Origin of the sequence: Gordonia amicalis NBRC 100051 = JCM 11271, from assembly GCF_000332995.1 — a bacterium.
GTDB lineage: Bacteria > Actinomycetota > Actinomycetes > Mycobacteriales > Mycobacteriaceae > Gordonia > Gordonia amicalis.
Window position 1 is genome coordinate 25,275 of record NZ_BANS01000034.1, and the last position, 21,913, is coordinate 47,187.

Sequence of the window (21,913 nt, forward strand, 5' to 3'; positions counted from 1 at the left end):
TAGTCACCGCGGCGTCGCGCGACCAGACGTAGACTTTGACCGATGCCGATGTCCAGCCCCCGGCCGCTGTGGCCGGCCGTTTCCCGCAGATCCGCGAGGTGCGGGCGAGGTCGCCGCGGCACGACCGGCGAAAGACGGGGACACGATAGATGGGTCTGTTCCACATCCCGCTGCAGATAACCCACTTCGCGATCGGCGCCGCCGCACTGATCAGCGGTGAGGCCGCGGTCGGGACCACGCGCGGCGTCGCGGGCCTGGCGCGCACGGCCGCAGGTTTGGTCGCCGAATCCTTCGCTGGTCCCCCGGTGCGTCGAAGCAGTTCGCACGGCGACAACCGGTGGATCGAGGTGCGGGGTCTCGATGGCTCCGCAGCCCACACGATCGGCACCACCATCGTGGCCGATCTGCTGAACACGCCCGGCGTCCGGGACGCGGTCCTGAACGAAGCCCTGTCCCGGGTCGTGGTGACGGTCGAGTCGAACGGACCGACCGTCGAGGAACTCGTCGAGGTCGTCGAACAGGCCGAGAGTCGGGTTGCCGCATCCCCGGACGCCCCCCGGCGACCGTCGGCGAGCCTGCCCGGCGACGACACTGCCCTTGCTGCGCGACTGCTGAGCGCCTACGCGGCCGGGACGGGGCTGATCCTCGCAACCGGGGCGGCCGCCTTGCGGGTCACCGGGGTCACGTCTGCGTTGGCCGCACCGGTGTCGATGGCGCAGAACTCCCCCTCGATCCGACGCCGCGTCGAAGCGCGCCTCGGACCCGACGCCGCGCAGGTGTTCTTCTCCGCTCTCAGCGCCGGCATGAGTGTGCTGACCGTGTCGCCCGGCGCGCTGCTTGCCGACAGTGCCGTGCAGGCGTTGCTCGTGGCCGAGACGATCAACGCCCGACGCAACTGGGAGCGTTTCGAGCCCGAGTTGACCCGGCAGGCGTGCAAGTCCGCGGGGCTCGTGGGTGTCAGCCCGAGAGCGGCCCACCGGTCGGTCGGTGCCGCCGATTCCTACGCCGACCGCTCGACTCTCGCGGGGATCGGAGCCGCCGCGATCTCCGGCATCGCCTCCGGGAAGACCGCGACCGCCGGTTCGGCGGCACTCGCCCTGGTCCCCAAACCCGTCCGCAGCATCCGGGAGTCGTTCGGCGTCGCCCTCGGTCGCGGCCTGATGCTCCACCACCGCACCGTGGTGATGCGCCCGGATGCGCTGCGCTCCCTCGAGGCGGTCACCACGGTCCTCATCGATCCGCGCGTGCTGTTCACCGACGAGCTCACGGTGACGCGCATCGAAGGGGTGCCGCCGGAGGTGCGCTCTACGGCATGGTCGGCGGCCCGGGAGGCCCTGCACGAGGGCTTGCTCGCGCCCGGATGGCACAAGCTGTCGGACATTCCCGGCGCAGGTGGTGACGGCGAGGCCCTCATCAGCGCCCTGCGCGACCCGTTCGCGTCGGCGGTGGTCACCGAGTCGCGGCGCGTCGGGATACGCGTGATCTCGCTCGACCACGACGGCCTGCGCTCCCTCGGTCAGGGGTTCGATGACCTGTTGCCCACCGACGACGGGATCGACCGGGAGCTGGCGAGGGCGCTCACACAATTGCACGCCGACGGCCGGCAGGTGCTCCTCGTCACCGGTTCGACCGAATCGGCAACGCTGCCTGCGGAGGTGGTTGTCGGTGTGTGGCAGGACAATTCGATCCCGCCGTGGGGTGCGGATCTACTGGTGCCGGACCTGCGCGCCGTGTGGCGAATCCTGCACGCCGTCCCCGCAGCCAAGAAGTCGGCGACCAAGGGCATCGAACTGTCGGCGAGCGCGTCGGTGATCGGTGCCGTCATGCTGTTGCCCGAGGTCGTCGGCAACGGTCCGACCTCGGTGAACATGACCGCGGTGGGCGCGCTGTGGTCGGGGTACCGCCTCGCCGACGGTGTCTTCGATGACCCACTCCCGCACCCCGAGCCGGGTCACGACTGGCACGCGCTCCCCGTCGAGGAAGTGCGTGCGCTGCTGCCCCGACCGGAGCCGCGGACGACGAAGACCGCCGGCACCGACGAGCGCCGCTTCCCCGGGTTCCTGGCCCCGGTGACCGGCCCGCTGGCAGCCACGTGGCGCATCGTCGGAGAGTACTTCGAAGCCTTCCGGGAGGATCTCGACGAACCGATCACCCCCATTCTGGCCACCGGCGCCCTGGCCACCGCGCTGCTGGGATCCCCGTTCGACGCCGTCCTCGTCGCGAGTGTGCTGCTGGTGAACACGGCGACCTCCACCCAACAATCCCTGCACGCCGAGAAGGTCCTCGGCGGTCTGCTGGCCGCTCAGGAACCGCTGGCCCATCGCGTGACCGGAGCCACAGACGACGCCGACGTCGAGCGGGTGCCGGCCGGGGACCTGCAGCCCGGCGACCTCATCAGGGTGGGTCCGGGCAAGGTCATCCCGGCCGACGCGCGGATCATCGTCGCCGATGGGGCCGAGGTGGACGAGTCGGCGCTCACCGGCGAATCACTACCCGTCAGCAAGGCCACCGATCCGACGCCGGGTGCGCCGCTGGCCGACCGGACCGGCATGTTGCACGCCGGGACGACCATGGTCGCCGGTCGCGCCGTGGCCGTGGTCACCACGGTCGGCGCCGGCACCCAGATGAACCGGGCGTCGGCGATGACCGCCCGAAAGGCCCGCAAGGTCGGTCTCCAGGCCCAGCTCGCGCACATCACCGGGAGGGCACTGCCGTGGAGCATCGCCGGCGGCGTCGCCGTCGGCGTGTTGAGCCTGCTGCGGGGAACCCCGCTGCGCCAGTCCGCGGGCACGGGCGTAGCGATCGCGGCGGCCGCGGTCCCTGAAGGCCTGCCCCTGGTCGTGACGCTCGCCCAGCTCGCCACTGCGAGACAACTGACCAGCGACGACGTGCTGGTCCGCAATCCCCGCGCCGTGGAAGCCTTTGCGCGGTTGGACATCGTCTGCTTCGACAAGACCGGCACCCTCTCGGAGAACCACCTGAGGGTCGTCGCGCACCGTGGCGTGAGCGGTGTCGCCGACGACGACGTGCTGGCCGCGGCGGCCCGGACCGTCAAGGCCACCGTCGGGAAGGTGGAGCACGCCACGGACGAGGCGATACACGTCGCCGCTCAGGAACGTGGGATGACACTGGACGACGCCGACGCGCACCTGCCGTTCCAGTCGGATCGCCCCTACGCGGCCGCTCTGGTCGGTACGACGCTGTCCATCAAGGGCGCTCCCGAGATCCTCAGCGCTCGTCTGACCGTGGTGGACGACGGACTCGATGAACTCATCGAGGAGATGGCCGCATCGGGCCTACGGGTGCTGGCGGTGGCCGGGCGTGAGCTGACGTCGGAGCAGGCCGCCGCCGCTCGCGACGACCAGTCGGCGCTGGAGGCGTTGTGCGACCGGGACCTGATCCCGGTCGGAGCGATCGGGATCGCCGACACGCCGCGCCCCAGCGCACGCCCACTGCTCGCAGAGCTCCGCCGGCGCGGCATCGGCGTCCGGCTGATCACCGGGGATCACCCGCTCACCGCCGCGGTGGCTGCGCGAGATCTCGGCCTGCCGGTGACGCTCGACGACGTGATGACCGGGCCGGTGTGGGATTCGCTCACCGCAGATGCACGTATCGACGCCGTGCAGCGTTTCCAGGTCTTCGCGCGCATGGCCCCCGAGCACAAGGTGCAGGTGGTGGAAGCGCTGGAGGCCGCCGACCTGGTGAGTGCGATGGTCGGCGACGGCGCCAACGACGCCGCGGCCATCCGTGCCGCGACCGTGGGCGTCGGCCTGATCGCAACCGGCAGTGACCCGGCGAGCACGGCGGCGGACGTGCTGCTGCTCGACGGCCAGATCGGTGCGCTCATCACTGCGATCGACGAAGGGCACCAGCTGTGGCGTCGCGTGCACGCCGCGGTGTCGATGCTGGTCGGCCACAATCTCGGCGAGGTCACCTTCTCCCTCATCACCAGCGCGGTGACCGGACGTCCGGCGATGTCCGCGCGTCAGATCCTGCTTGTCAACATGCTCACCGACGCCTTCCCGGCCGCGGCCCTGGCCGTGAGCCCCCAGGTGGCCGGCGGTCTGGCCGACTTCGACGAAGCCGCGCTGTGGCGAGCGACCTACACGCACTGCGTTTCGACGGTCACAGGTGCCACCCTGGCCTGGCTTCTGGCTCGCCCGATCGGGACGCAGAGGCGCGCGGCGACAGTGGGATTGGCCGGTCTGGTGCTGACACAGGTCGCCGAGATCGTCTCCGAATCGCACGGGCCGCTGGTCGTCGCCACCAGCATCGGAACCTTCGCGGTGCTGGTCGGAGTGATCAGCACCCCGGGTGTGAGCCAGTTGTTCGGATGTAGACCGCTGGGGCCGATCGGATGGGGTCAGGCAGCGGTGGGCGCCGGCGCCGCGATGGCGGTGTCCAGGGTTGCACCGACCGTGACCGTGAAGCTCGGCGAGTGGTACCGAGGGACGTTCGGGTCAGCGGCCGCCGAAGGCGGCGTCGATGAGCAGGGTTCAGGCGTCGATGACGAGGACACCGGCACGCACCAGCAGGGCATAGAGCCCGCGGATGGGCGGGGTCAGAACCCGGACACCGGTCGAGATGAGGCTGTCGGTGTCAAACGACCGGGCGATCTCAGTCATGTAGGGAAGCCTAACCGAAGAGCCCTTGGGCAAGCAATGGAGCACAGCCGATTGGAGTCGGAAATGTTGACATCGGTGAAGTCCTTCGTGGATTCCCATCGCGACGTGTCAAAGCTCGTCGAAGAAGCCGAAAGCTTCTCGATTCAGCTTCCGGTGGTCGGACGGGTGGGTGTTCCGCCGCCGGAGAAGCTCGCCTTCTATGGCGCACTCGGCCTGCTCGCCGCCGTCGAGATCATCGACTGGCCGGTCGCCGTTGCCCTCGGCATCGGCCACGCGGTCACCACCGGTCAGCTCGAGCATCGTGCAGAAAAGGCAGAGCACCATGTGCGCGAAGTCGTCGACGAGGCTGTCGAGGAAGCTTTCGAAGAGGCGACCGAGCAGCATGCGCTGCCTGCCGCGCCGGCTGCCACCGCGAAAGCGCCGGCCAGGAAAGCGGCCCCGCGGAAGAGCGCCCCCAAGAAGACAGGGACCACCAAGACGGCAACCAGGGCGGGGGCCTCCAAGGCACCGGCGAAGAAGACGGCCGCCAAGAAAACGGCTGCCAGAAAAACAACCGCCAAGAAGACGCCGACCAAGAAGGGTGCACCGAAGAAGCCGTCGAACGGCTGACGGCCGGACCGGACGTGCGGCGTCAGTCGTCGATGACGAGGACGCCTGCTCGCAAGAGCAAAGCGTAGAACCCGCGAACAGGCGGGGTGAGCAGCCGAACCCCGGACGCCACCAGGGCGTCGGGTCCGAGCGACCGAGCGATCTCACTCATGAAGGTCAGGCTAATTGCGCCGTGCCCGACCAGACAATGGCAGACGGGCGAACGTCAGCTGAACACTTCACGTCCCGAACAATGCTGCCGGCGCGTCGCCCGCAGCTCCACTGCCACGATTCCGTCAGTCCCGGTGCTCCACCCGCGGCGGATGCCCGTATCCCCGCGGCGCGTTCGTGGCGTCGGCCGTTTCGACCGCCGTCACCGCTCCCGACGACGCGAGTACCACTCCCCCGCCGACGGCGGCGACGAAGGCGACGATCGCGGCCGGGCCCCAACCCGCGCGCGTGACGTCGCCGAGGAAGGCGATGCCGACCGCACCCGGCAGCACCGTCTGGCCGACGACGAGCGCCGCGGCGGCGCCGTTCACCGAGCCGGTCTGTAGCGCCACGGTGAACAGGTAGAAGCCGCCGATCCCGCTGAGCAGCAACCCGTACAGGGCGGGGTCGGTGAACAGCACGGTGAGGTCGAGGGGGTCGAGGCCGTCGAGGATTCGGGACGCCACCGCCATCACGCCGAACACCGCACCGGCGATGAGTCCGGTGACCGTGGCGATGTGGGTCTTCAAGCGCCGCATCACGATCAGACCGATCAGGAAGAGCGCCGGACCGGAGACGAGGACCGCCCAATGCATCCACGCGGTGTGCTCCACACCCTCGCGACCGGCCGACGCCGCGAGCAGGATCAGCGACGCCACGACGACCGCACCGGCGATCCAGTCACGCAGCGTCAGGCCGACTTTCAGCACCACCATGGCGAGGAGCGCAGTGGCGACCAGGCGCGCCGAGATGATCGTCTGCGACAGGAACAGCGGGATCAGCCGGGCGGACGCGATCGTCGCGATGAACCCGATGATGTCGAAGACGAATCCGATCAGGAACGGGACCGTGAGCATCGTCAGCGCGGTGGACTTCAACGACGGGTGCGCCGCCGCGGACCGTCGACGTTCCTCCCGGATGGCGGCGCGCTGCGCGACCTGTTCGGCGCCGAGCGCCTGGAGAACCGCGGCCGCGGCGAACGCCAGCGCACCGATCACCGCGATGACGATTCCGCTGGTCACGGCGCAGGCTCAGATCAGCGAGGGGTGAGGACGTCGGTACCGACGTATTTCGCGAGCTCGGCGGGCAGCTTCACCGAACCATCGGGCTGCTGGTGGTTCTCCAGGATGGCCACCAGCCAGCGCGTGGTGGCCAGCGTGCCGTTGAGCGTCGCCGCGATCTGCGGCTTCCCGTTCTCGTCGCGGTAGCGAATCGAGAGACGGCGGGCCTGGAAGGTGGTGCAGTTCGACGTCGAGGTGAGTTCCCGGTAGGTGTTCTGCGTGGGAACCCATGCCTCACAGTCGAACTTGCGCGACGCCGACGACCCGAGGTCGCCACCGGCGACATCGATGACGCGGTACGGCACGTCGATCGCGGCCAGCATGTCCTTCTCCCAGCCCAGCAGCCGCCGGTGCTCGGCCTCGGCGTCCTCGGGCTTGCAGTAGATGAAGCCCTCGACCTTGTCGAACTGGTGCACGCGGATGATTCCGCGGGTGTCCTTGCCGTAGCTGCCGGCCTCCCGGCGGAAGCACGTCGACCAGCCGGCGTACCGCTTCGGGCCGTCGGACAGGTCGAGGATCTCGTCCATGTGGTAGCCGGCGAGCGGCACCTCCGAGGTCCCGACGAGGTACAGGTCGTCGTCCTTGTCGAGGTGGTAGACCTCGTCGGCGTGCGAGCCGAGGAAGCCGGTCCCCTCCATGACCTCGGGACGCACCAGAACGGGCGGGACCATAAGCGTGAAGCCGTTGGCCGCCGCCTTCTGCGCGGCCATGTTGAGCAGGCCCAACTGCAGGAAGGCGCCCTGCCCGGTGAGGAAGTAGAACCGCGAGCCCGACACCTTGGCGCCGCGCTCCATGTCGAGCAGGCCGAGTGACTCGCCCAGTTCGAGGTGATCCTTCGGGTTCTCGATCTCGCGGGGTTCACCCACGTGCTCGAGGACCACGTAATCGTCCTCGCCGCCGGCGGGTGCCTCCGGGGCGACGATGTTGGAGATCGCACGATGGGCCTCGGCGGCGGCCTCGTCGGCCGCGGACTGGCGCGCAACCGCGGCCTTCACCTGCTCGGCGAGCTCCTTGCCCTTGGCGAGCAGCGCCTGCTTCTCGTCGCCCTGCGCCTTGCCGACCTGTTTGCCGAGAGCCTTCTGCTCGGATCGCAACGTGTCGGCGTCGACGATGGCCGCACGACGGGCCGCATCGGCATCGAGCAGAGCATCCACCAGGCCGGGGTCCTCGCCGCGCGTGCGCTGCGAAGTACGGACCAGATCCGGGTCGTCACGAACAATCTTCAGGTCGATCACGCCTTCAAACCCTACTTGAGCGTGCGATGCGAATCCGATCACGCTATCGACGAGACGCCCGCCGGGGCCGGGCCGTCAGCTCCAGAGCGCCCGCAGATCGTCCCGGCCGAACATCGCGGCGGCATCGGCCGCCGAGGGGGTGCCGGCCTGTGGATCGGCCCCGGCGTCGACGAGCACCCGGACCACGTCGTCGAATCCCTTGAACACCGCCCCGGCCAGTGGGGTCTGTCCCCGGTCGTTGGCGAGGTCGGGATCGGCGCCGCGGGACAGCAGAGCCGAGACCGCCGACGCATGCCCGTGATAGGCCGCGAGCATGAGCAGCGAGTCGCCGGACTGTTTGCGCAGGTTCACCGGTACGCCGGCGTCGACGTAGCCGCCCAGCGTGGCAGCGTCGCCGGAACGGGCCATGTCGAACAGCCGGGTGGCCAGTTCGACGACCTCCGGGTCGGGTGACGGACCCGGGCCGGGCGCGGACTGAGGGGAATCGGCGGACACTCCCGCGAGTGTAGGCAGCGTCCGTCGCGTGACCCTCGTCCCCGCATCGGCTGATGCGGGTGTGCCTGGTCGGATCGACCAGGCATGATGGATCCCGATGAACGAGCCCGACCCTGGCCGCGACAAGCCCGGCCCCGACGCCCGCGACCTCACCGACGACGACTTCACCGCCGTCGACCCGGTCGAACGGCACGACGAGCCGGTCGCCGGACGACCCGCCCGACGCGCCCCGCGCAACCCCGTCTTCGTGGTTCTCGCCGCGATCGTCGTCGGCGCACTCGCCGCGGGCGGTATCGCCTTCGCGATGGGTGTCTTCGACGACTCCGGCAGCGTCGGCGGCAGCGACATCGGTGAGGGCGAACGACTCGTCCAGAACGCTTTCACCCGGTCGGTCGCCGGGGACTGCCTCGATTGGCCGGCGGGGAACCCCGGTCAGCCGACAGCGGTCGACTGTGCACAGAAGCACCGCTTCGAGGTGGCCGGCGGCATCGACACCTCCCTCATCCCCGGCGTCGAGTTCGGTGAGGACGCACTGTGGCCGGGACCCGAGCGCTTCGCCGCCATCCGCGACGAACAGTGCCCGGTCGCCGTCGATCAGTACCTCGAGGGTCGGCTGGATCCGCAGGGACGCTTCTCGGTCGGCATGATGTACCCGTCGCAGGCCCAGTGGGACAAGGGCGCCCGCCAGTTGCGATGCGGAATCCAGGAGAACGGCGCCGACGGTCAGCCCGCGCAGTTCTCCGGGCGCGTCGCCGACCAGAACCAGTCCTACGTTTGGCCCGAGGGAACCTGCATCGGCATCGACCCCGAGAACCGCACCCCCACCGGTTTCCCGGTGAACTGCGCCGAACCGCACGCCTTCCAGACGACCGGCATCGTCGACCTCGCGATCCGCTTCGGCGACCGGATGTCGAACAAGCCGTGGCCGGCGACCGGCGCCCAGAACAACTACCTCTCGTCGATCTGCCCGAAGCAGGCGGAACGTTTCGTCGGCGGCGCGCCCGCCCTCGACGCGACCACGCTGAACGTGCAGTGGTCGGTCCTCAGCGAGCCGAGCTGGCTGGCCGGGAGCCGCAAAGTGGTCTGCTACCTCGGTCTCCCCGACAAGCGGGGCGGATTCGCGACCCTCGTCGGCGACGCCAAGGGCGGCGCACTGCTGATCAACGGGAAGGCGCCCGTCCCGCCGCCCGCGGCCCCGCCCGGCCGCGCGCTGCCCACGCCGGTGCCGCTTCCCCCGGGCATCGCGCCGAACCCCGACGAAGCCCCCGCCCCGGCGGGCTGACGCATGGCCGTTCCCATGTCCGACGACGAGTTCGACGGGCTGGTCTCCGACGCACTGGACACCATCCCGTCGGAGCTCACCGGCGCGATGAACAACGTGGTGATCCTCGTCGAGCCGCACAACCCGGAGGAACCCGGCATCCTCGGGCTCTACCAGGGCGTCGCGCTGACCCTGCGCGATCACGAATACGGCGGGTTCCTGCCGGACACGATCACCATCTACCGGGACCCGATCCTGGCGATGTGCAGCTCCCGCGACGAGGTGGTGCGCGAGGTCGCGGTCACCGTCATGCACGAGATCGCCCACCACTTCGGCATCGACGACGCCTGGCTGCACGCCAACGGGTGGGGCTAGGGACCCACCGAATCCCGGCCCACACCGCATGTTTCATCTCCCGCGGAATGCGGAATACCGAGGCACCGATGTCCAGCCCACATCCAGGAGTCCCGCATGTCCACTGATGCCATCGTCATCTTGAAAGACGACCACAAGGAGATCCGCAAGCTGTTCCGCGACTTCAAGTCCCAGGGTCCGAACGCCACCAAGACCAAGGGCAAGATCGTCGACCAGATCATCGAGGCCCTGACCGTGCACACCTACATCGAGAACGAATGCATGTACCCCGAGATCCGTAAGCGTGTCCCCGATCTCGAGGACGACATCCTGGAGTCCTACGAGGAGCACCACGTCGCCGACGTGCTCGTCGTCGAGCTGGCCGCGTTGAAACCGGACTCCGAGCGGTTCGACGCCAAGACCACCGTGCTCATCGAGAACGTGGAACACCACATCGAAGAGGAAGAGGACGAGTGGTTCCCCAAGGTGCGGGAGGCGCTCGGGCGCAAGGACCTTCAGGAGATCGGCGAAGAGATGTTGCGTCTCAAGGAGAAGGCCCCGCGTCGTCCGTCGCAGCCGTCGGCACTGAAGAAGACGGTCGACGCGATCCTCAAGTAGGGAGCAGGGCTAGCCCATCGGGTCGTCCACCAGCGGCTCGTCGACTCGCTCGAACGGCGCGGTCTTCGCGCCCCAGCGATGGCAGACCCAGACGCCGTCGACGTACTCAAGTTCGATCGAACCGGTGTTCCCGAGGTGCGTCGCCGCGGCGAAGCGGGAGTCGATGCCGGCCAGGCGCGCCGCGATGAGGCGGATCGCCGCACCGTGGCTGACCAGGAACACGTCCCGCGGGTCGGTTCCCGTCAGGTATGAACGCGCGAGGTCTTCGACGGTCGGGATGTAGCGCTCGTAGACCATCGCGAGCGACTCACCGCCGGGGATGCGCACGTCGAGGTCGCCGGCGTGCCACTTCTCCATGACGTCGTGGAAGACGTCGTGGGCCTCGCGGTCGGTGCGGTCCTCGAGCTCGCCGGCCTGGACCTCGTGCACGCCCTCGACGGACTCGGTGGCGACCTCCCACACCGAGCCGATCAACTCCGCGGTCTGCCGGGCACGCCTGGCCTCCGAGCTGACCAGCACGGCCTCCTGCTCCGGACGGTTCTCGAGTCCGAACCGGACGCCTTGTCGCGCACCGAAATCGGTGAGCGCCGCGCCCGGGAGCGCGGTGTCGAGGCGGCGCATGACGTTCGCGGTGGTCTCGCCGTGACGGACCAGATGCAGGCGCGCCATCACACCTCCCCCTGTCGCATCGCATCGATCCAGGCCAGCGACTCGGCGTGGTCGGGCGGCGTCGTCCCGGTGGTCCGCACCGCGGGCCACGAACCGAGATAGACGACCCGCTCGCACCGACGATGGAGTGCCGCAAGGGCTTCGGCGACCGCCGCGTCGTCGATGTGGCCCACGGCGTCGAGGAAGAACCGGTAGCGACCGGCGATGGCCCGGCCCTCCGCCTCGTCGCGCTGCGGCCGGGATTCGATACGCGTGAGATCGATTCCGCGGGAGGCGAACTCGTTCATGGCGGCCATCAGGCTGCCGGGCTCGTTGGGCAGGTCGAGGATCACCGACGTGCGGTCGGTGCCGGTACGCCGCGTGGGTACCGCGGGACGACCGAGGACGAGGAACCGCGTGGTGGCCTCCCGCGCGTCGCAGACACCGTCGGCGATGACCGTCAGATCCGACAGGCCCGCCGCGAGACCGGTCGTGACGGCGGCGTCGGCCTTGCCGGACGCGACGTCCATGGCGGCAGCGGCATTCGACCCGGACGTGATGAACTCGGCGTTCGGGAAGAGCTTCGCCACCGACTGCCGCACCTGGGCGGCCGCCACCGGGTATGCGGCGATGGTTCGGACGTCCTCCGGGGCGAGGGGTGTGGCCGCGGCGATCGCGAACGCGATGTCGACCACGGTCTCGGCGAACGCCTGCACACGTGCACCGGCGCCCGACCTCGTCGGCGGCACGAGGGCGTCCATCGTCGCCGGCACCGATCCCTCGAGCGAGCTCTCGATGGGCACACAGCCGTAGTCGGCCTCGCCACTACGGATCATCGCGATGGTGGCAGCCGGACTCGAGGCATCCACCTTGGTGACGTCACCCGAGAGGTCGAGACCCCCGAGGGCGGGGTCGTGGGCGGCGAGAACCGCGTCGAGTGCCATCTCGGTGAAGGTTCCGGGCGGGCCGAAGTAGGCGATCACAGGCACCACACGAGCCTAGTGGACGCGGGCGACCACTCCGGGCCGGGCGCTCCCCGGGGGACGAGAAGCCCAAGGACCCATTGACGAAGAGGGCTCATGTATTTAGGTTAGGGTTACCTTCCAAGGCTCCACCGCAGCCTCCCGCGCCGACCGGAGAGACAGACATGACGCGTACGACGACCGACCGACCGACGGATGCCGAGATGATCCAGACGGCTTGCCGCCGGGTGGGCTCGGCCATCCTCGCCATCGAGGGCGCCGACACGACACCGATCCACGTCGTCCACCTCTTCGAATCCCAGGCCTTCGTGCTCGTCCCCACCCACGGTGAGGCGATGGCCGCCGTGGACGACGCCGAGGGGACGCCCGCGATGCTCGAGGTCACCGACTGGGCACCCGTCGACCTGCGTGAACGGGTCCGATCGGTCATCTGGCTCAACGGCACCCTGCACGCGGTCCCCCGCGACCTCGAACGCGACCTGGCCATCGAGATCGCGGGCGAGCACCCCGACGACGGCCTCCTCGACATCGGCCACGGGGCGTCGATGCTGCGCCTCCAGGTCGGTTCCGCGGTGATCGCGTCCGGCGCCGGTGCATCGTCGGTCTCGGCCGCCGAACTGGCCGACGCCGACCCCGACCCGTTCTGGGAATGCGAGGCGGGTTGGCTGGAACACCTCGACCTCGACCATGCCGATCTCGTCGGCCAGCTCGCACGCAAGGTGCCCACCGACCTGCGCCAGGGCCGTGTACGCCCGCTCGGCCTCGACCGGTTCGGCATCCGCTTCCGCATCGAGGGCGTCGACGGCGACTCCGACGTGCGCGTGCCCTTCCCCCGCCCGGTGTCGGACGTCGTCGAACTGTCCCGAGCGCTGCGCAACCTCGCGGGCTGCCCGTTCATGAACTCCATGCCCGACTGACTTCGCTCGTACCCCGGGGAGCGAGGGGTCCTAGGCTGACCGGCATGTCCCTGCGCGAGTACCTGCGGCCGTCACCCCACGGCATCCCGGTCGTCACCGACCGTGTCGAGCGTCGCGGTCTGATCGCCGAACTCGTCATCGTCGGCGTCCTGACGTTCGCCTTCTCCGCGGTGTCGGCTGCGCTCGCACTCCTCGAGGCCCAACTCGCCGGGGGCATCGGCGAGACGACGGTCGCCCTCAACCCGAGCCGCTCCGACCTCGCCCTCATCGACGCCGCGCGTCAGGTGATGAGCGTCCTGAGACTCTTCGCCATCGGCGCGCTCGGCGTCTACCTGCTGTGGCGGAGCGGGCTCGGACTGTCGCGAGTCGGCCTCGGACGCTTCACGCCCCGACGCGACGTCCCCACCGGACTCGTCCTCGCCGCCGTCATCGGGATACCCGGGCTGGTGCTGGTCGCGGTGGCCCGCGCATTCGGCCTCAACGCGAGCCTCGTCCCCAGCCAGGCCGACACCTGGTGGGAATGGCCGGTGCTCATCCTCATCGCGATCGGGAACGCGGCCGCCGAGGAGATCGTGGTGGTCGCCTACTTCATCACCCGGCTCCGGCAACTCGGCGTCTCGGACACCCGGTCGCTCGCCGCGAGCGCCGTCCTGCGCGGTGGCTACCACCTCTATCAGGGGTTCGGCGCCGGCCTCGGGAACGTGGTGATGGGCGTCGTCTACGGCCGGTTCTACCAGGTCACCGGTCGTGCGTGGCCGCTTGTCGTGGCGCACGGCGTCATCGACGTCGTCGCCTTCATCGGCTATGCGCTGCTACGCGACCACCTGTCCTGGGTCGGCTGACGCCGGGACAGATCACCCGCGAGCCTTCGAGTGCTTGCCCCCGGATCCGGTGGCCCGGGCCAGCCCGAAGAGCGCCAGCCCGACGACCATCAGGATGCCGGCGCGCAGCCAGGTCTCCGCGCTCTGCTGCGTCAGCAGGACGATGCACGTCCCGATCGCCAGCACCGGCACGATCGTCCACGCCCGGAAATGATCGGTGTCGGCCCGCTCGCGCCGAAGCACCAGGACCGCGATGTTGGTGCTGAGGAAGACGAACAGCAACAGCAGCACGACGGTCTCGGCGAGTGCCGCCACCGAACCGGTCGCCGACAGGACCATCGCGATCGCCGTCGTGGCGATGATCGATGCCCACGGGGTGCGACGACCGGGCAGGACCTTCGCCAGCGCGGCGGGCAGCAGTCCGTCGCGGGCCATCCCGAAAGTCAGACGGGACGCCATGATCATCGTGAGCAGCGCGCCGTTGGCCACGGCGATCAGAGCGATCAGCGAGAACAGCCGATCGGGTACGCCGGCATCGGCGATCGAGACCACCTCGAGCAGCGGACCGGAGGAGCCGGCGAGCTGGTCCGGCGACACCACCACCGAGACCGCGAGGCCTACCATCACGTACACGATGCCCGCGGTGATCAGCGCGCCGAACAGCGCCTTCGGGTAGACCCGTCGCACGTCGCGAACCTCCTCGGCGACGTTGGCCGACGTCTCGAACCCCACGAAGGAGTAGTAGGCGAGCAAGGCCCCGCTGAGCACCGCGAGCGCGGGCGTCGCCGAACTGTCGAACTCGAGCACGCGATGCGCTTCGCCGTCTCCCCGCCCGAGGACGATCCCGGCCAGGACGACGACGAGCACCAGACCCGACACCTCGATCACGGTCATCACGACGTTGGCCCGCACCGACTCGCTGATGCCACGGGCGTTGAGTGCCGCGATCGCGAACAGGAAGACGAGCGCGGCGGCGGTGGTCGGCACGTCCAGGAAGGACTTGAGGTAGTCCCCGGCGAACGCCAGCGCGAGACCGGCTGCGCTGGTCACCCCGGCGGCCAGCATGCAGAACCCCACCAGGAACGAGACCAGCGACGACCGGTAGGCGTGCTGCGCGAAGACCGCGGCGCCGCCGGCGTGCGGATACTTGGTGACGAGTTCCGCATACGACCCCGCCGTCAACAGCGCCATCACGAGGGCCACCACGAGCGGCACCCAGATGGCACCGCCCACCTCGCCGGCGATCTCCCCCACGAGCGCATAGATCCCGGCGCCGAGCACGTCGCCGAGGATGAACAGGAACAGCAACTTGCCGGTGATCGCGCGCCGGAGCGGACTGCGCTGGTCATCACCCGTTTCGGTGTCGGGCCGTGCGGCCACATCGTCGGTCATGGCGTCCCGGATACCCCGACGCGTGCCGATCGAGTCCTGTGATCTGCGTCGGATCCGTGGCGGCCGGCCGTGCATGCGTACATTGGTTGGGATGAACGAGCAGGACCCGCCGATCATTCGGCGCGGTCGTCCGGGGCCTCAGGTACCGCCCGGGCGGCCGGCGGGAGGCACACCGCCACGTCAGGGACCACCGCCCGGTGCACCTGGACGCCCTCACCCGCAGGGTCCGGCTCCCGCCGCACATCCCCAGGCGATGCCGCGGATTCCGGCGCAGGGTCCTCCACCGAGGCGGTCGGCCGTTCCCGCCGGCGCGGGCCCCGGACAGTACGCGCCCACCCAGAAACCCGAACCGATCCCGGTGGGCGACCGGTCGCGCGACCACCGGTCGCCGCGCAGCGACCGGCGCGTCGATCACGGTCGGTCGTCGACGAGACCGCCCGCTCCGCCGGCGGGCACCCCGCCCGCCCCCACGCCGCCACGCCGTCGCCGCCGCCGTTCGGTGCGGGTCGGCAAGATCGTGCTGATCCTGCTGCTCGTGTTCGTGCTCGGCAGCATCGGACTGCTCTTCTACTACGACTCGAGACTCGACCGCATCGACGCGCTGCCCGCCTACGCCGGCCGGCCGTCGGACACGCCCGGCACCAACTGGCTCATCGTCGGCACCGACAATCGATCCGACCTCTCCGACGCGCAGCGCACCAATCTGTCCACCGGTGACGCCGACGGCTCCCGCACCGACACGATCATGCTGGTCCACAATCCACCCGGAACCGGGAAGGCGACGGTCGTCAGCATCCCGCGCGACCTCTTCGTCGAGATCCCCGGCCACGGCAGCCTGAAAGTCAACGCGTCGTACAACATCGGCGGACCGGCGTTGCTGGTGCAGACCGTCGAGAACCTGACCGGCATCCACATCGACCACTACGCCGAGATCGGCTTCGGCGGCTTCGACACGCTCGTGGACGCGGTCGGCGGTGTCGACATGTGCATCGATCAGCCGCTCAACGACCCGCTGGCCGGACTCAGACTGTCCAAGGGCTGTCATCACCTGAACGGCCGCCAGGCACTGGGGCTCGTACGGACGCGCGCGTTCCCCCGCGCCGACCTCGAACGCGTGATCAATCAACGGAAGTTCCTGGCCGCATTGGTCTCCCGCGCCACGAGCCCGGCCGTGTTGCTCAACCCGTTCCGGCTGTTCGGCTTCATCGGCGGTGCGATCGACTCGCTCACCGTCGACGAGCGCGATCACATCCGGAACCTCGCCTCGCTGATGTTCGCCCTCCGTGACCCGGTGACGACCACCACACCCACGGGTGAAAGCGTTTACACCGATGACGGTCTGGCACTGCCGGTCACCGAGACGACCGAGGAGTTCTTCGGCCGTCTGCGTGCAGGTCAGCCCATCCCCGACGAGTTGCTCGTCGACGCCGGGTGACGAGGTGGCGAGCCTGCCCAAAGACAGGTCAGACTAGCCTTAGTTAGCCTGAACTTGCTGGTAGAAGCCACTTTTCGGCACCTACCATGGGCACATGACCGAATTCACCAAGTTCCATCAGCTGCTGCACGACCAGATCGGCAACGAGTTCTACGCCTCGCAGCAGTACATCGCGGTCGCCACGTACTACGACAACCACGACATGCCACAGCTGGCCAAGCTCTTCTACCGCCAGGCAGTCGAGGAACGCACCCACGCGATGATGATCGTGCAGTACTTCCTCGACCGGGACATGGACGTCGAGATCCCCGGTATCCCGGCCCCCAACAACAAGTTCGAGGATTACAAGGCCCCGATCAATCTGGCCCTCGAGCAGGAGAAGACGGTCACCCAGCAGGTCGTCGACCTCGCGAAGTCCGCACGGGACACCGGGGACTACCTCGGCGAGCAGTTCGTGCAGCGGTTCATCAAGGAGCAGGTCGAGGAGGTCGCCATCATGACGACCCTGCAGACCATCGCCGAGCGCTGCAAGGGCAACCTGTTCGACCTGGAGAACTTCGTCGAGCGAGAGTTCAACGGTCCCGCGGCCGACGACCCGACCGCACCTCCCGTCGCCGGCGGCAACATCTAGGCACCACCGGGCAGACATGAACTCGGCGGCGCGACTTCACTCGAAGTCGCGCCGCCGAGGTATTTCTCAGCCTCTGTCTAGCGCAGCGTCACCTGGCGGCCGCGGATGCCGTCGCGCGAGCTCCGCTCGGCGATCGTCAGCTCCGAGGTGTCGGCGAGCGCCTCGCCCAGCCACTGATCGAGCTGATTGAGACCCGCCTGCCACTCCTCGTGGTGCATCTCGTTGTCGAGGTCGAACACCGGGACCAGCAGGCCGTGGGTGCGGAACGACCCGGCGAAGCGCGAACCCTCACCCATCGTCAGTCGGCCGGCCGCGTGGAGCCGGGCCATGGCCGCCATCAGGTCGTCCTCCGGTTCCGGACGGATCCACCGCAGGTGGGCCCGCTCCCCGGCGTCGACCCACCACGGGGCGCCCGAACCGCTGTCGACGACGAGGCGTGCGGTCGGCAGCACGGAATCGTTGGCGCGCTCGAACATCGGCGCGATCTCCGCGGGCACCTCGGTGCCTTCCGGGAACCACCACGAGAAGTCCTGGTGCACGGTGATGTCCAGGGTCGCGTCGGTCTTCAGCACCTCGTCGAGCGAGGGGGATTCGTCGGCGGACTCCAGATCGAACTCGCCACCCGCATCGGCGTGAGCGGCCCACGCGATGGCCGCGGCCAGCTCGACGGCCGGCGCCTGACGATCCGGCTCGGTCTGCAGACCGACCAAACCCTCTGTGGCGCCGTCTGATTCACGCGTGAGCGCGGGACCGGCACCGGGCAGGATCGTCACGACGAAGACGTCGTTGCGCGACTCGGCGGGCTCGACCAGTTCGAGTCGTGCGGTCGCCGACGCGACGAACGTCCGCAGCGCGACGAAGTCGCATTCGGCGGCCAACCCTGCGAAGGGACGCGGCGGCGGTGCCATCGACGCCGCCTGCCGAGCCTTACGAGCGGCCACCCGCTCGGCGCGATTGCTACCCGGACGGGGTCCACTGCCCCGCTTGCTCTTCTTGCCCATCGGTCCACTCTCTCATGAGCAGGCCTCAGCCCCCAGATGGCCGGGTTAGCGAGGAGACCGGTCAGTCGACGGTCACCAGCCAATCGCGCACCCTGGCCGGATGGTTCGTGGCCAGCCAGCGCACGCCCAGGTCGGCGCAGAGCTGGACGTCCACGAGTTCGTCGACGGTCCAGCAGTAGGTCACGCGCCCGGCCGCGGCGGCCCGGTCGACGAGGTCCGGGTACTGCCTCAACGTCATCACCGACGGTCCGATCCCCGTCGCGCCGACGGCGGTCGCCGCGCTTCCGCCGAGCACGCGGGCGGTGTCGCCCAGCAGGATGGTCGGGAGCATCGGGGCATGGCGGCGGATACGCCAGACCCCGGCGGAGGAGAACGAGATGACCACCGCGCGACTGTGATCGGCCGACGGCGGCGTCGCCACCCCGAACTCGTGCAGGATCTCGAGGAGCTTCTGCTCGACGAGACTGCCGAATCGCACGGGATGTTTGGTCTCGATGAACAACCGGACCGGCCGCCGCCAGTCCAGGGTGAGCGTGAGCAGCTCACGCAGGGTCAGGATCGATGCGGGGTCGCCGGCGGAATGCCAACTCCCGAAGTCGAGTTCGCGGAGCTGGTCCAGGGTCATCTCGCTGACGATGCCGGACCCGTTCGACGTGCGGTCGACGGTACGGTCGTGCACGCAGACGAGCTCGTGGTCGGCGGTCAGCCGGACGTCGCACTCGAGTCCGTCCGCGCCCTGCGCGAGGGCGAGTTCGTACGCGGCCAGCGTGTGTTCCGGACGGTCCCCGGAGGCACCGCGGTGTGCGACCACCGCCGGCTTTCCCGAACGCGACACCTTCTCGACCGCACCCACGTTCACACCTGCGTTCATCCGACCGCCACCCACCTTCTCTTCGGGACCGGAACCGCCGTGACGGCGTCGAACAGCACCGGCACGCGGCGCGTCAACCAGAAGGCGAAGGCCGCCGAGACGGCTGCGCTGATGATCACCATGGCCAGTGCGTTGGCCCCGGTCTGCACCGAGTCCGAACCCCACGCGACGGCACGTGCGATCAGTGCCAGTACCGCGGTGACGTTGACGATCACCCACGCGACCCACAGCCGGCGGACCCGGCGTCCGACGCGTTCCGCGTCAAGGGACGGGTCATGGGCCACGCGCCGGGCCGCGACCTCGCCCAGCACCAGTGGCGCGCCGATCAGGTTGACCAGCGGCACTCCCACCAGCACCCCGACCCACACCGGCCGTCTCGGGTCGAGCAGGCGGGCGTCCTCATAGGTCCCGGCCCGCAGGTCCATCACCCAGCGCATGAACGCGAGGGTCGCCCAGACGTAGGCGAGGAAGGCGGCGACACCTCCGAAGATGATCAGCCAGTCGGAGACCACGATCAGCGGGGCGGGCAGCGGCTGGATGCGGTTGACGGCCAGTAGGAGGTAGCGCACCAGATGGATGACCGCGGAGGCCGCGAGCGCGGTCCCGGCCACGACGAGCACGAACAGCAGGCGTGCCCGCGAGGTCTCGATCCGGTCGTGGGTCGCGTCCGGCTTCACCGGTTCGTCGCGCAAACCCCATGTAGGGATGTACACGTACCGCGGGATGAGCCGCGGGCCGCGCGAACCCGACGGCCCGCGACGGACGGGAATGGCCTCGGGAGGACGCCGAGCGACCCACCGGACGTTGCGACCCCGGTAGAAACGGCCGGTCGGCACGGGAGCGCGGCGTGTCGGGGCGGGTGCCGCGGGACGTGTCGGCGCGGGCGCCGCCGGATGTGTCGGCGCGGGCGCCGCCGGATGTGCCGTCGCCGCCATCGCATGCGCGACATCGTCGACGACGCTCAGCGGGCCACCGCAGCGAGGACAGTGCTCCCGCCCGGGACGGTGCGGCGCCTGGATGCGGCACCGCGGACAGAGGTCGATCATCGGACGGCGTCGCCCCCACCGTTGCCCTGGCCGTTCCCGCCGCCGAATTCGACGGGCTTGCCATGCTCCTGCCAGGCGAGCATCCCGCCGCGGACGCAGATGCCGTCGTATCCCACCTGTGCGAGGTACTGCAGAACCCGCATCGACCGGCCGCTCGAACGACACACCACATAGAGGTCCGCATCCGGGTCGATCTCGCCGAGCCGGCCGGGGATCTCGGCCATCGGGATGTGGACGGCGCCGCGGATGTACCCGTTCGCCCATTCGTCGGGTTCACGGACGTCGAGGATCACCGCCTCGGCCGTTCCGGTGAAGTCGTCCGGCAAATCGGTCACCGGCACCTGCGTGATGTCGCCCATGGTCACGATTTCCATGGTGGCACAGTCATGGCACAAGGCGTGTCAGGTCATCTTGACGGACGTTTCCGGCGGCGCGATGAACATCGCATTCAGCATCACGCAGATTGCGTAAATGCGGCCTATGCTGATCATCATAGTTTTATCCACATGCCCTGACCGGACACCTGTCCGGTCTCCCCATCTCACCGTCAACCTGGGGATGAGACTGTGGAAACTGTGGAAAAACCCTGGCCAACCGGCCTGTCGATGTGACTGGTGTCACTAGTTCGACCCAATGTGCGCGCAGGAAATTCACCAAACTGCAGGGGTCGACCGGTGGTGCATTTTCTTTCCATGCACACACCTGTGGATAACGTGGGGACAAACCCTTGGGGAAAACCCCCGATCTGGGTCTGGTATTACCCCTCAGTCACGGTGTACAAACGCGGTCCGCACCGCCGGGGCGCGGTCGAAGGCGGCGAGTACACCCGTCGTGACGCTCTCGGCGAGACCCGACACCGACATCTGGTTGCCGACCAGACGTGCCAGCAGAGGCTTGGGCGCCTCGATGACCGTGATCTCGGCGTCGGGGTAGCGCTCGGCCACCACCGAACGCATCACGCCGATGCCGTCGACCAGACCGAGTTCGGCGGCGCGGTGCCCTACCCACACATCGCCGTTGAACAGCTCCTCGTCGGATGCCGTCAGCTTCTTGCCACGACGCTGACGCACCCACGCGATGAAAGCCTCGTGCAGCTGCCCTTGGAGACCCTTGAGCCATTCGACGTCCTCGGGCACCTCCGGCGAGAAGGTGTCGAGCCGGGCCTTGTTCTCCCCCGTCGTGTAGAGACGACGCTGCACGCCGAACCGGTCGAGCAGTGCCGAGAAGCCGAAACCCGAGGACACCACCCCGATGGAACCGACGATCGAGGTGTGCGCGGCGTAGATCTCGTCCGCCGCACAGGCCATCCAGTAGCCGCCGGACGCCGCGACGTCCTCACAGAACGCCAGGACCGGCACGCCCTTCTCCGCGGACAGCTGTCGAATGCGCTCGGCGATGTACTCCGACTGGGCGGGCGAACCTCCGGGCGAATTGATCACGACCACCACGGCCTTGAGCCGATCGGTGTCGAACGCCCGCTTCAGTACCGGTTCGACCGTGTCGGTCGTCAGACCGTGCCTGCCCATGCCGGCGCCGCCGATCGGGCCGTCGAGTCGAACCACCGCGACGTGCTCGGCACGCGATCTCGCGAACTTCTTACCCACCGCCGCCAGCGGTCCTGCAGTCATCTGCCCGAGTCTAGTGGCGGATCACCACAGCAGGTTTCCGGCGGGCACGCCCGCGTTGTCTCCGGGGTGCAAGCGGCACTCGCGCCGTAGACT

General features: G+C 69.1%; 20 protein-coding genes. 8 read left to right on the top strand and 12 right to left on the bottom strand.

Going from position 1 to position 21,913, the window contains the following annotated elements:
- The first annotated feature begins 149 nt into the window (after nt 1-149).
- The gene (locus GOAMI_RS16460; protein WP_006437690.1) at nt 150-5,234 is read left to right on the top strand and encodes a cation-translocating P-type ATPase; all 5,085 of its coding nucleotides are present in this window, start codon (nt 150-152) and stop codon (nt 5,232-5,234) included.
- A gap of 22 nt (nt 5,235-5,256) precedes the next feature.
- Here the strand turns inward: GOAMI_RS16460 and GOAMI_RS23565 are convergent, their stop codons facing one another.
- From GOAMI_RS23565 to GOAMI_RS16475, 4 genes are all read right to left on the bottom strand, one after another.
- Nucleotides 5,257-5,385: an Rv1535 domain-containing protein gene (locus GOAMI_RS23565; RefSeq protein ID WP_243828617.1), complete on the bottom strand. Its 129-nt coding sequence runs from the start codon at nt 5,383-5,385 to the stop codon at nt 5,257-5,259.
- A gap of 124 nt (nt 5,386-5,509) precedes the next feature.
- Nucleotides 5,510-6,445, bottom strand: a complete 936-nt coding sequence (locus GOAMI_RS16465; protein WP_006437691.1) for a DMT family transporter — start codon at nt 6,443-6,445, stop codon at nt 5,510-5,512.
- 14 nt (nt 6,446-6,459) lie between these two features.
- A complete protein-coding gene (gene serS / locus GOAMI_RS16470) occupies nt 6,460-7,719 on the bottom strand; it encodes a serine--tRNA ligase (RefSeq protein WP_006437692.1) in 1,260 nt (419 codons plus the stop codon).
- Nucleotides 7,720-7,794: 75 nt separating this feature from the next.
- Entirely contained in the window at nt 7,795-8,214 is a 420-nt protein-coding gene (locus GOAMI_RS16475) for an ankyrin repeat domain-containing protein (protein ID WP_006437693.1), read from the bottom strand.
- Between the two features lie 97 nt (nt 8,215-8,311).
- Here GOAMI_RS16475 and GOAMI_RS16480 point away from each other — a divergent pair, with 97 nt between their 5' ends.
- The 3 genes from GOAMI_RS16480 to GOAMI_RS16490 all read left to right on the top strand — a co-directional run bounded on the left by GOAMI_RS16480 (nt 8,312) and on the right by GOAMI_RS16490 (nt 10,447).
- A complete protein-coding gene (locus GOAMI_RS16480) occupies nt 8,312-9,496 on the top strand; it encodes a septum formation family protein (RefSeq protein ID WP_006437694.1) in 1,185 nt (394 codons plus the stop codon).
- 3 nt (nt 9,497-9,499) lie between these two features.
- Nucleotides 9,500-9,850, top strand: coding sequence for a metallopeptidase family protein (locus GOAMI_RS16485; RefSeq protein WP_006437695.1), 351 nt, complete (start codon nt 9,500-9,502; stop codon nt 9,848-9,850).
- 96 nt (nt 9,851-9,946) lie between these two features.
- The gene (locus GOAMI_RS16490; RefSeq protein WP_006437696.1) at nt 9,947-10,447 is read left to right on the top strand and encodes a hemerythrin domain-containing protein; all 501 of its coding nucleotides are present in this window, start codon (nt 9,947-9,949) and stop codon (nt 10,445-10,447) included.
- A 9-nt stretch (nt 10,448-10,456) separates the two neighbouring features.
- Here the strand turns inward: GOAMI_RS16490 and GOAMI_RS16495 are convergent, their stop codons facing one another.
- Entirely contained in the window at nt 10,457-11,116 is a 660-nt protein-coding gene (locus GOAMI_RS16495; protein WP_006437697.1) for a histidine phosphatase family protein, read from the bottom strand.
- Nucleotides 11,116-12,087, bottom strand: coding sequence for a prephenate dehydratase (gene pheA, locus GOAMI_RS16500; protein WP_006437698.1), 972 nt, complete (start codon nt 12,085-12,087; stop codon nt 11,116-11,118). Before pheA ends, GOAMI_RS16495 begins: the two co-directional genes overlap by 1 nt.
- Nucleotides 12,088-12,242: 155 nt before the next feature.
- On the opposite strand from pheA, the gene GOAMI_RS16505 reads away from it, so the two are divergent.
- The gene (locus tag GOAMI_RS16505; RefSeq protein ID WP_006437699.1) at nt 12,243-12,995 is read left to right on the top strand and encodes a DUF2470 domain-containing protein; all 753 of its coding nucleotides are present in this window, start codon (nt 12,243-12,245) and stop codon (nt 12,993-12,995) included.
- 44 nt (nt 12,996-13,039) lie between these two features.
- The gene (locus GOAMI_RS16510; RefSeq protein ID WP_006437700.1) at nt 13,040-13,837 is read left to right on the top strand and encodes a CPBP family intramembrane glutamic endopeptidase; all 798 of its coding nucleotides are present in this window, start codon (nt 13,040-13,042) and stop codon (nt 13,835-13,837) included.
- Between the two features lie 12 nt (nt 13,838-13,849).
- On the opposite strand, the gene GOAMI_RS16515 is transcribed toward GOAMI_RS16510, so the two are convergent.
- Complete coding sequence (locus GOAMI_RS16515; protein WP_040004920.1) at nt 13,850-15,208, bottom strand: APC family permease; 1,359 nt, start codon at nt 15,206-15,208, stop codon at nt 13,850-13,852.
- 253 nt (nt 15,209-15,461) lie between these two features.
- Here GOAMI_RS16515 and GOAMI_RS16520 point away from each other — a divergent pair, with 253 nt between their 5' ends.
- Complete coding sequence (locus GOAMI_RS16520; protein WP_247603137.1) at nt 15,462-16,643, top strand: LCP family protein; 1,182 nt, start codon at nt 15,462-15,464, stop codon at nt 16,641-16,643.
- Between the two features lie 94 nt (nt 16,644-16,737).
- On the top strand, nt 16,738-17,274 hold the full coding sequence (locus tag GOAMI_RS16525) for a ferritin (RefSeq protein WP_006437703.1): 537 nt from the start codon (nt 16,738-16,740) through the stop codon (nt 17,272-17,274).
- A gap of 77 nt (nt 17,275-17,351) precedes the next feature.
- Here GOAMI_RS16525 and GOAMI_RS16530 read toward each other — a convergent pair whose 3' ends face one another.
- The 5 genes from GOAMI_RS16530 to GOAMI_RS16550 form a co-directional block, all read right to left on the bottom strand.
- Nucleotides 17,352-18,275 carry a DUF5926 family protein gene (locus GOAMI_RS16530; RefSeq protein WP_006437704.1) on the bottom strand — a complete coding sequence of 308 codons (924 nt, stop codon included), beginning with the start codon at nt 18,273-18,275 and terminating at the stop codon, nt 17,352-17,354.
- 61 nt (nt 18,276-18,336) lie between these two features.
- Nucleotides 18,337-19,146 carry a glycerophosphodiester phosphodiesterase gene (locus GOAMI_RS16535; RefSeq protein WP_006437705.1) on the bottom strand — a complete coding sequence of 270 codons (810 nt, stop codon included), beginning with the start codon at nt 19,144-19,146 and terminating at the stop codon, nt 18,337-18,339.
- Nucleotides 19,143-20,192 carry a DUF4328 domain-containing protein gene (locus GOAMI_RS16540; protein WP_040004921.1) on the bottom strand — a complete coding sequence of 350 codons (1,050 nt, stop codon included), beginning with the start codon at nt 20,190-20,192 and terminating at the stop codon, nt 19,143-19,145. The genes GOAMI_RS16535 and GOAMI_RS16540 overlap by 4 nt, the downstream gene beginning before the upstream one ends.
- Nucleotides 20,189-20,566, bottom strand: coding sequence for a rhodanese-like domain-containing protein (locus GOAMI_RS16545; RefSeq protein ID WP_232513046.1), 378 nt, complete (start codon nt 20,564-20,566; stop codon nt 20,189-20,191). Before GOAMI_RS16545 ends, GOAMI_RS16540 begins: the two co-directional genes overlap by 4 nt.
- 390 nt (nt 20,567-20,956) lie before the next feature.
- Nucleotides 20,957-21,820, bottom strand: a complete 864-nt coding sequence (locus GOAMI_RS16550; RefSeq protein WP_006437708.1) for a S49 family peptidase — start codon at nt 21,818-21,820, stop codon at nt 20,957-20,959.
- Nucleotides 21,821-21,913: the final 93 nt, after the last annotated feature.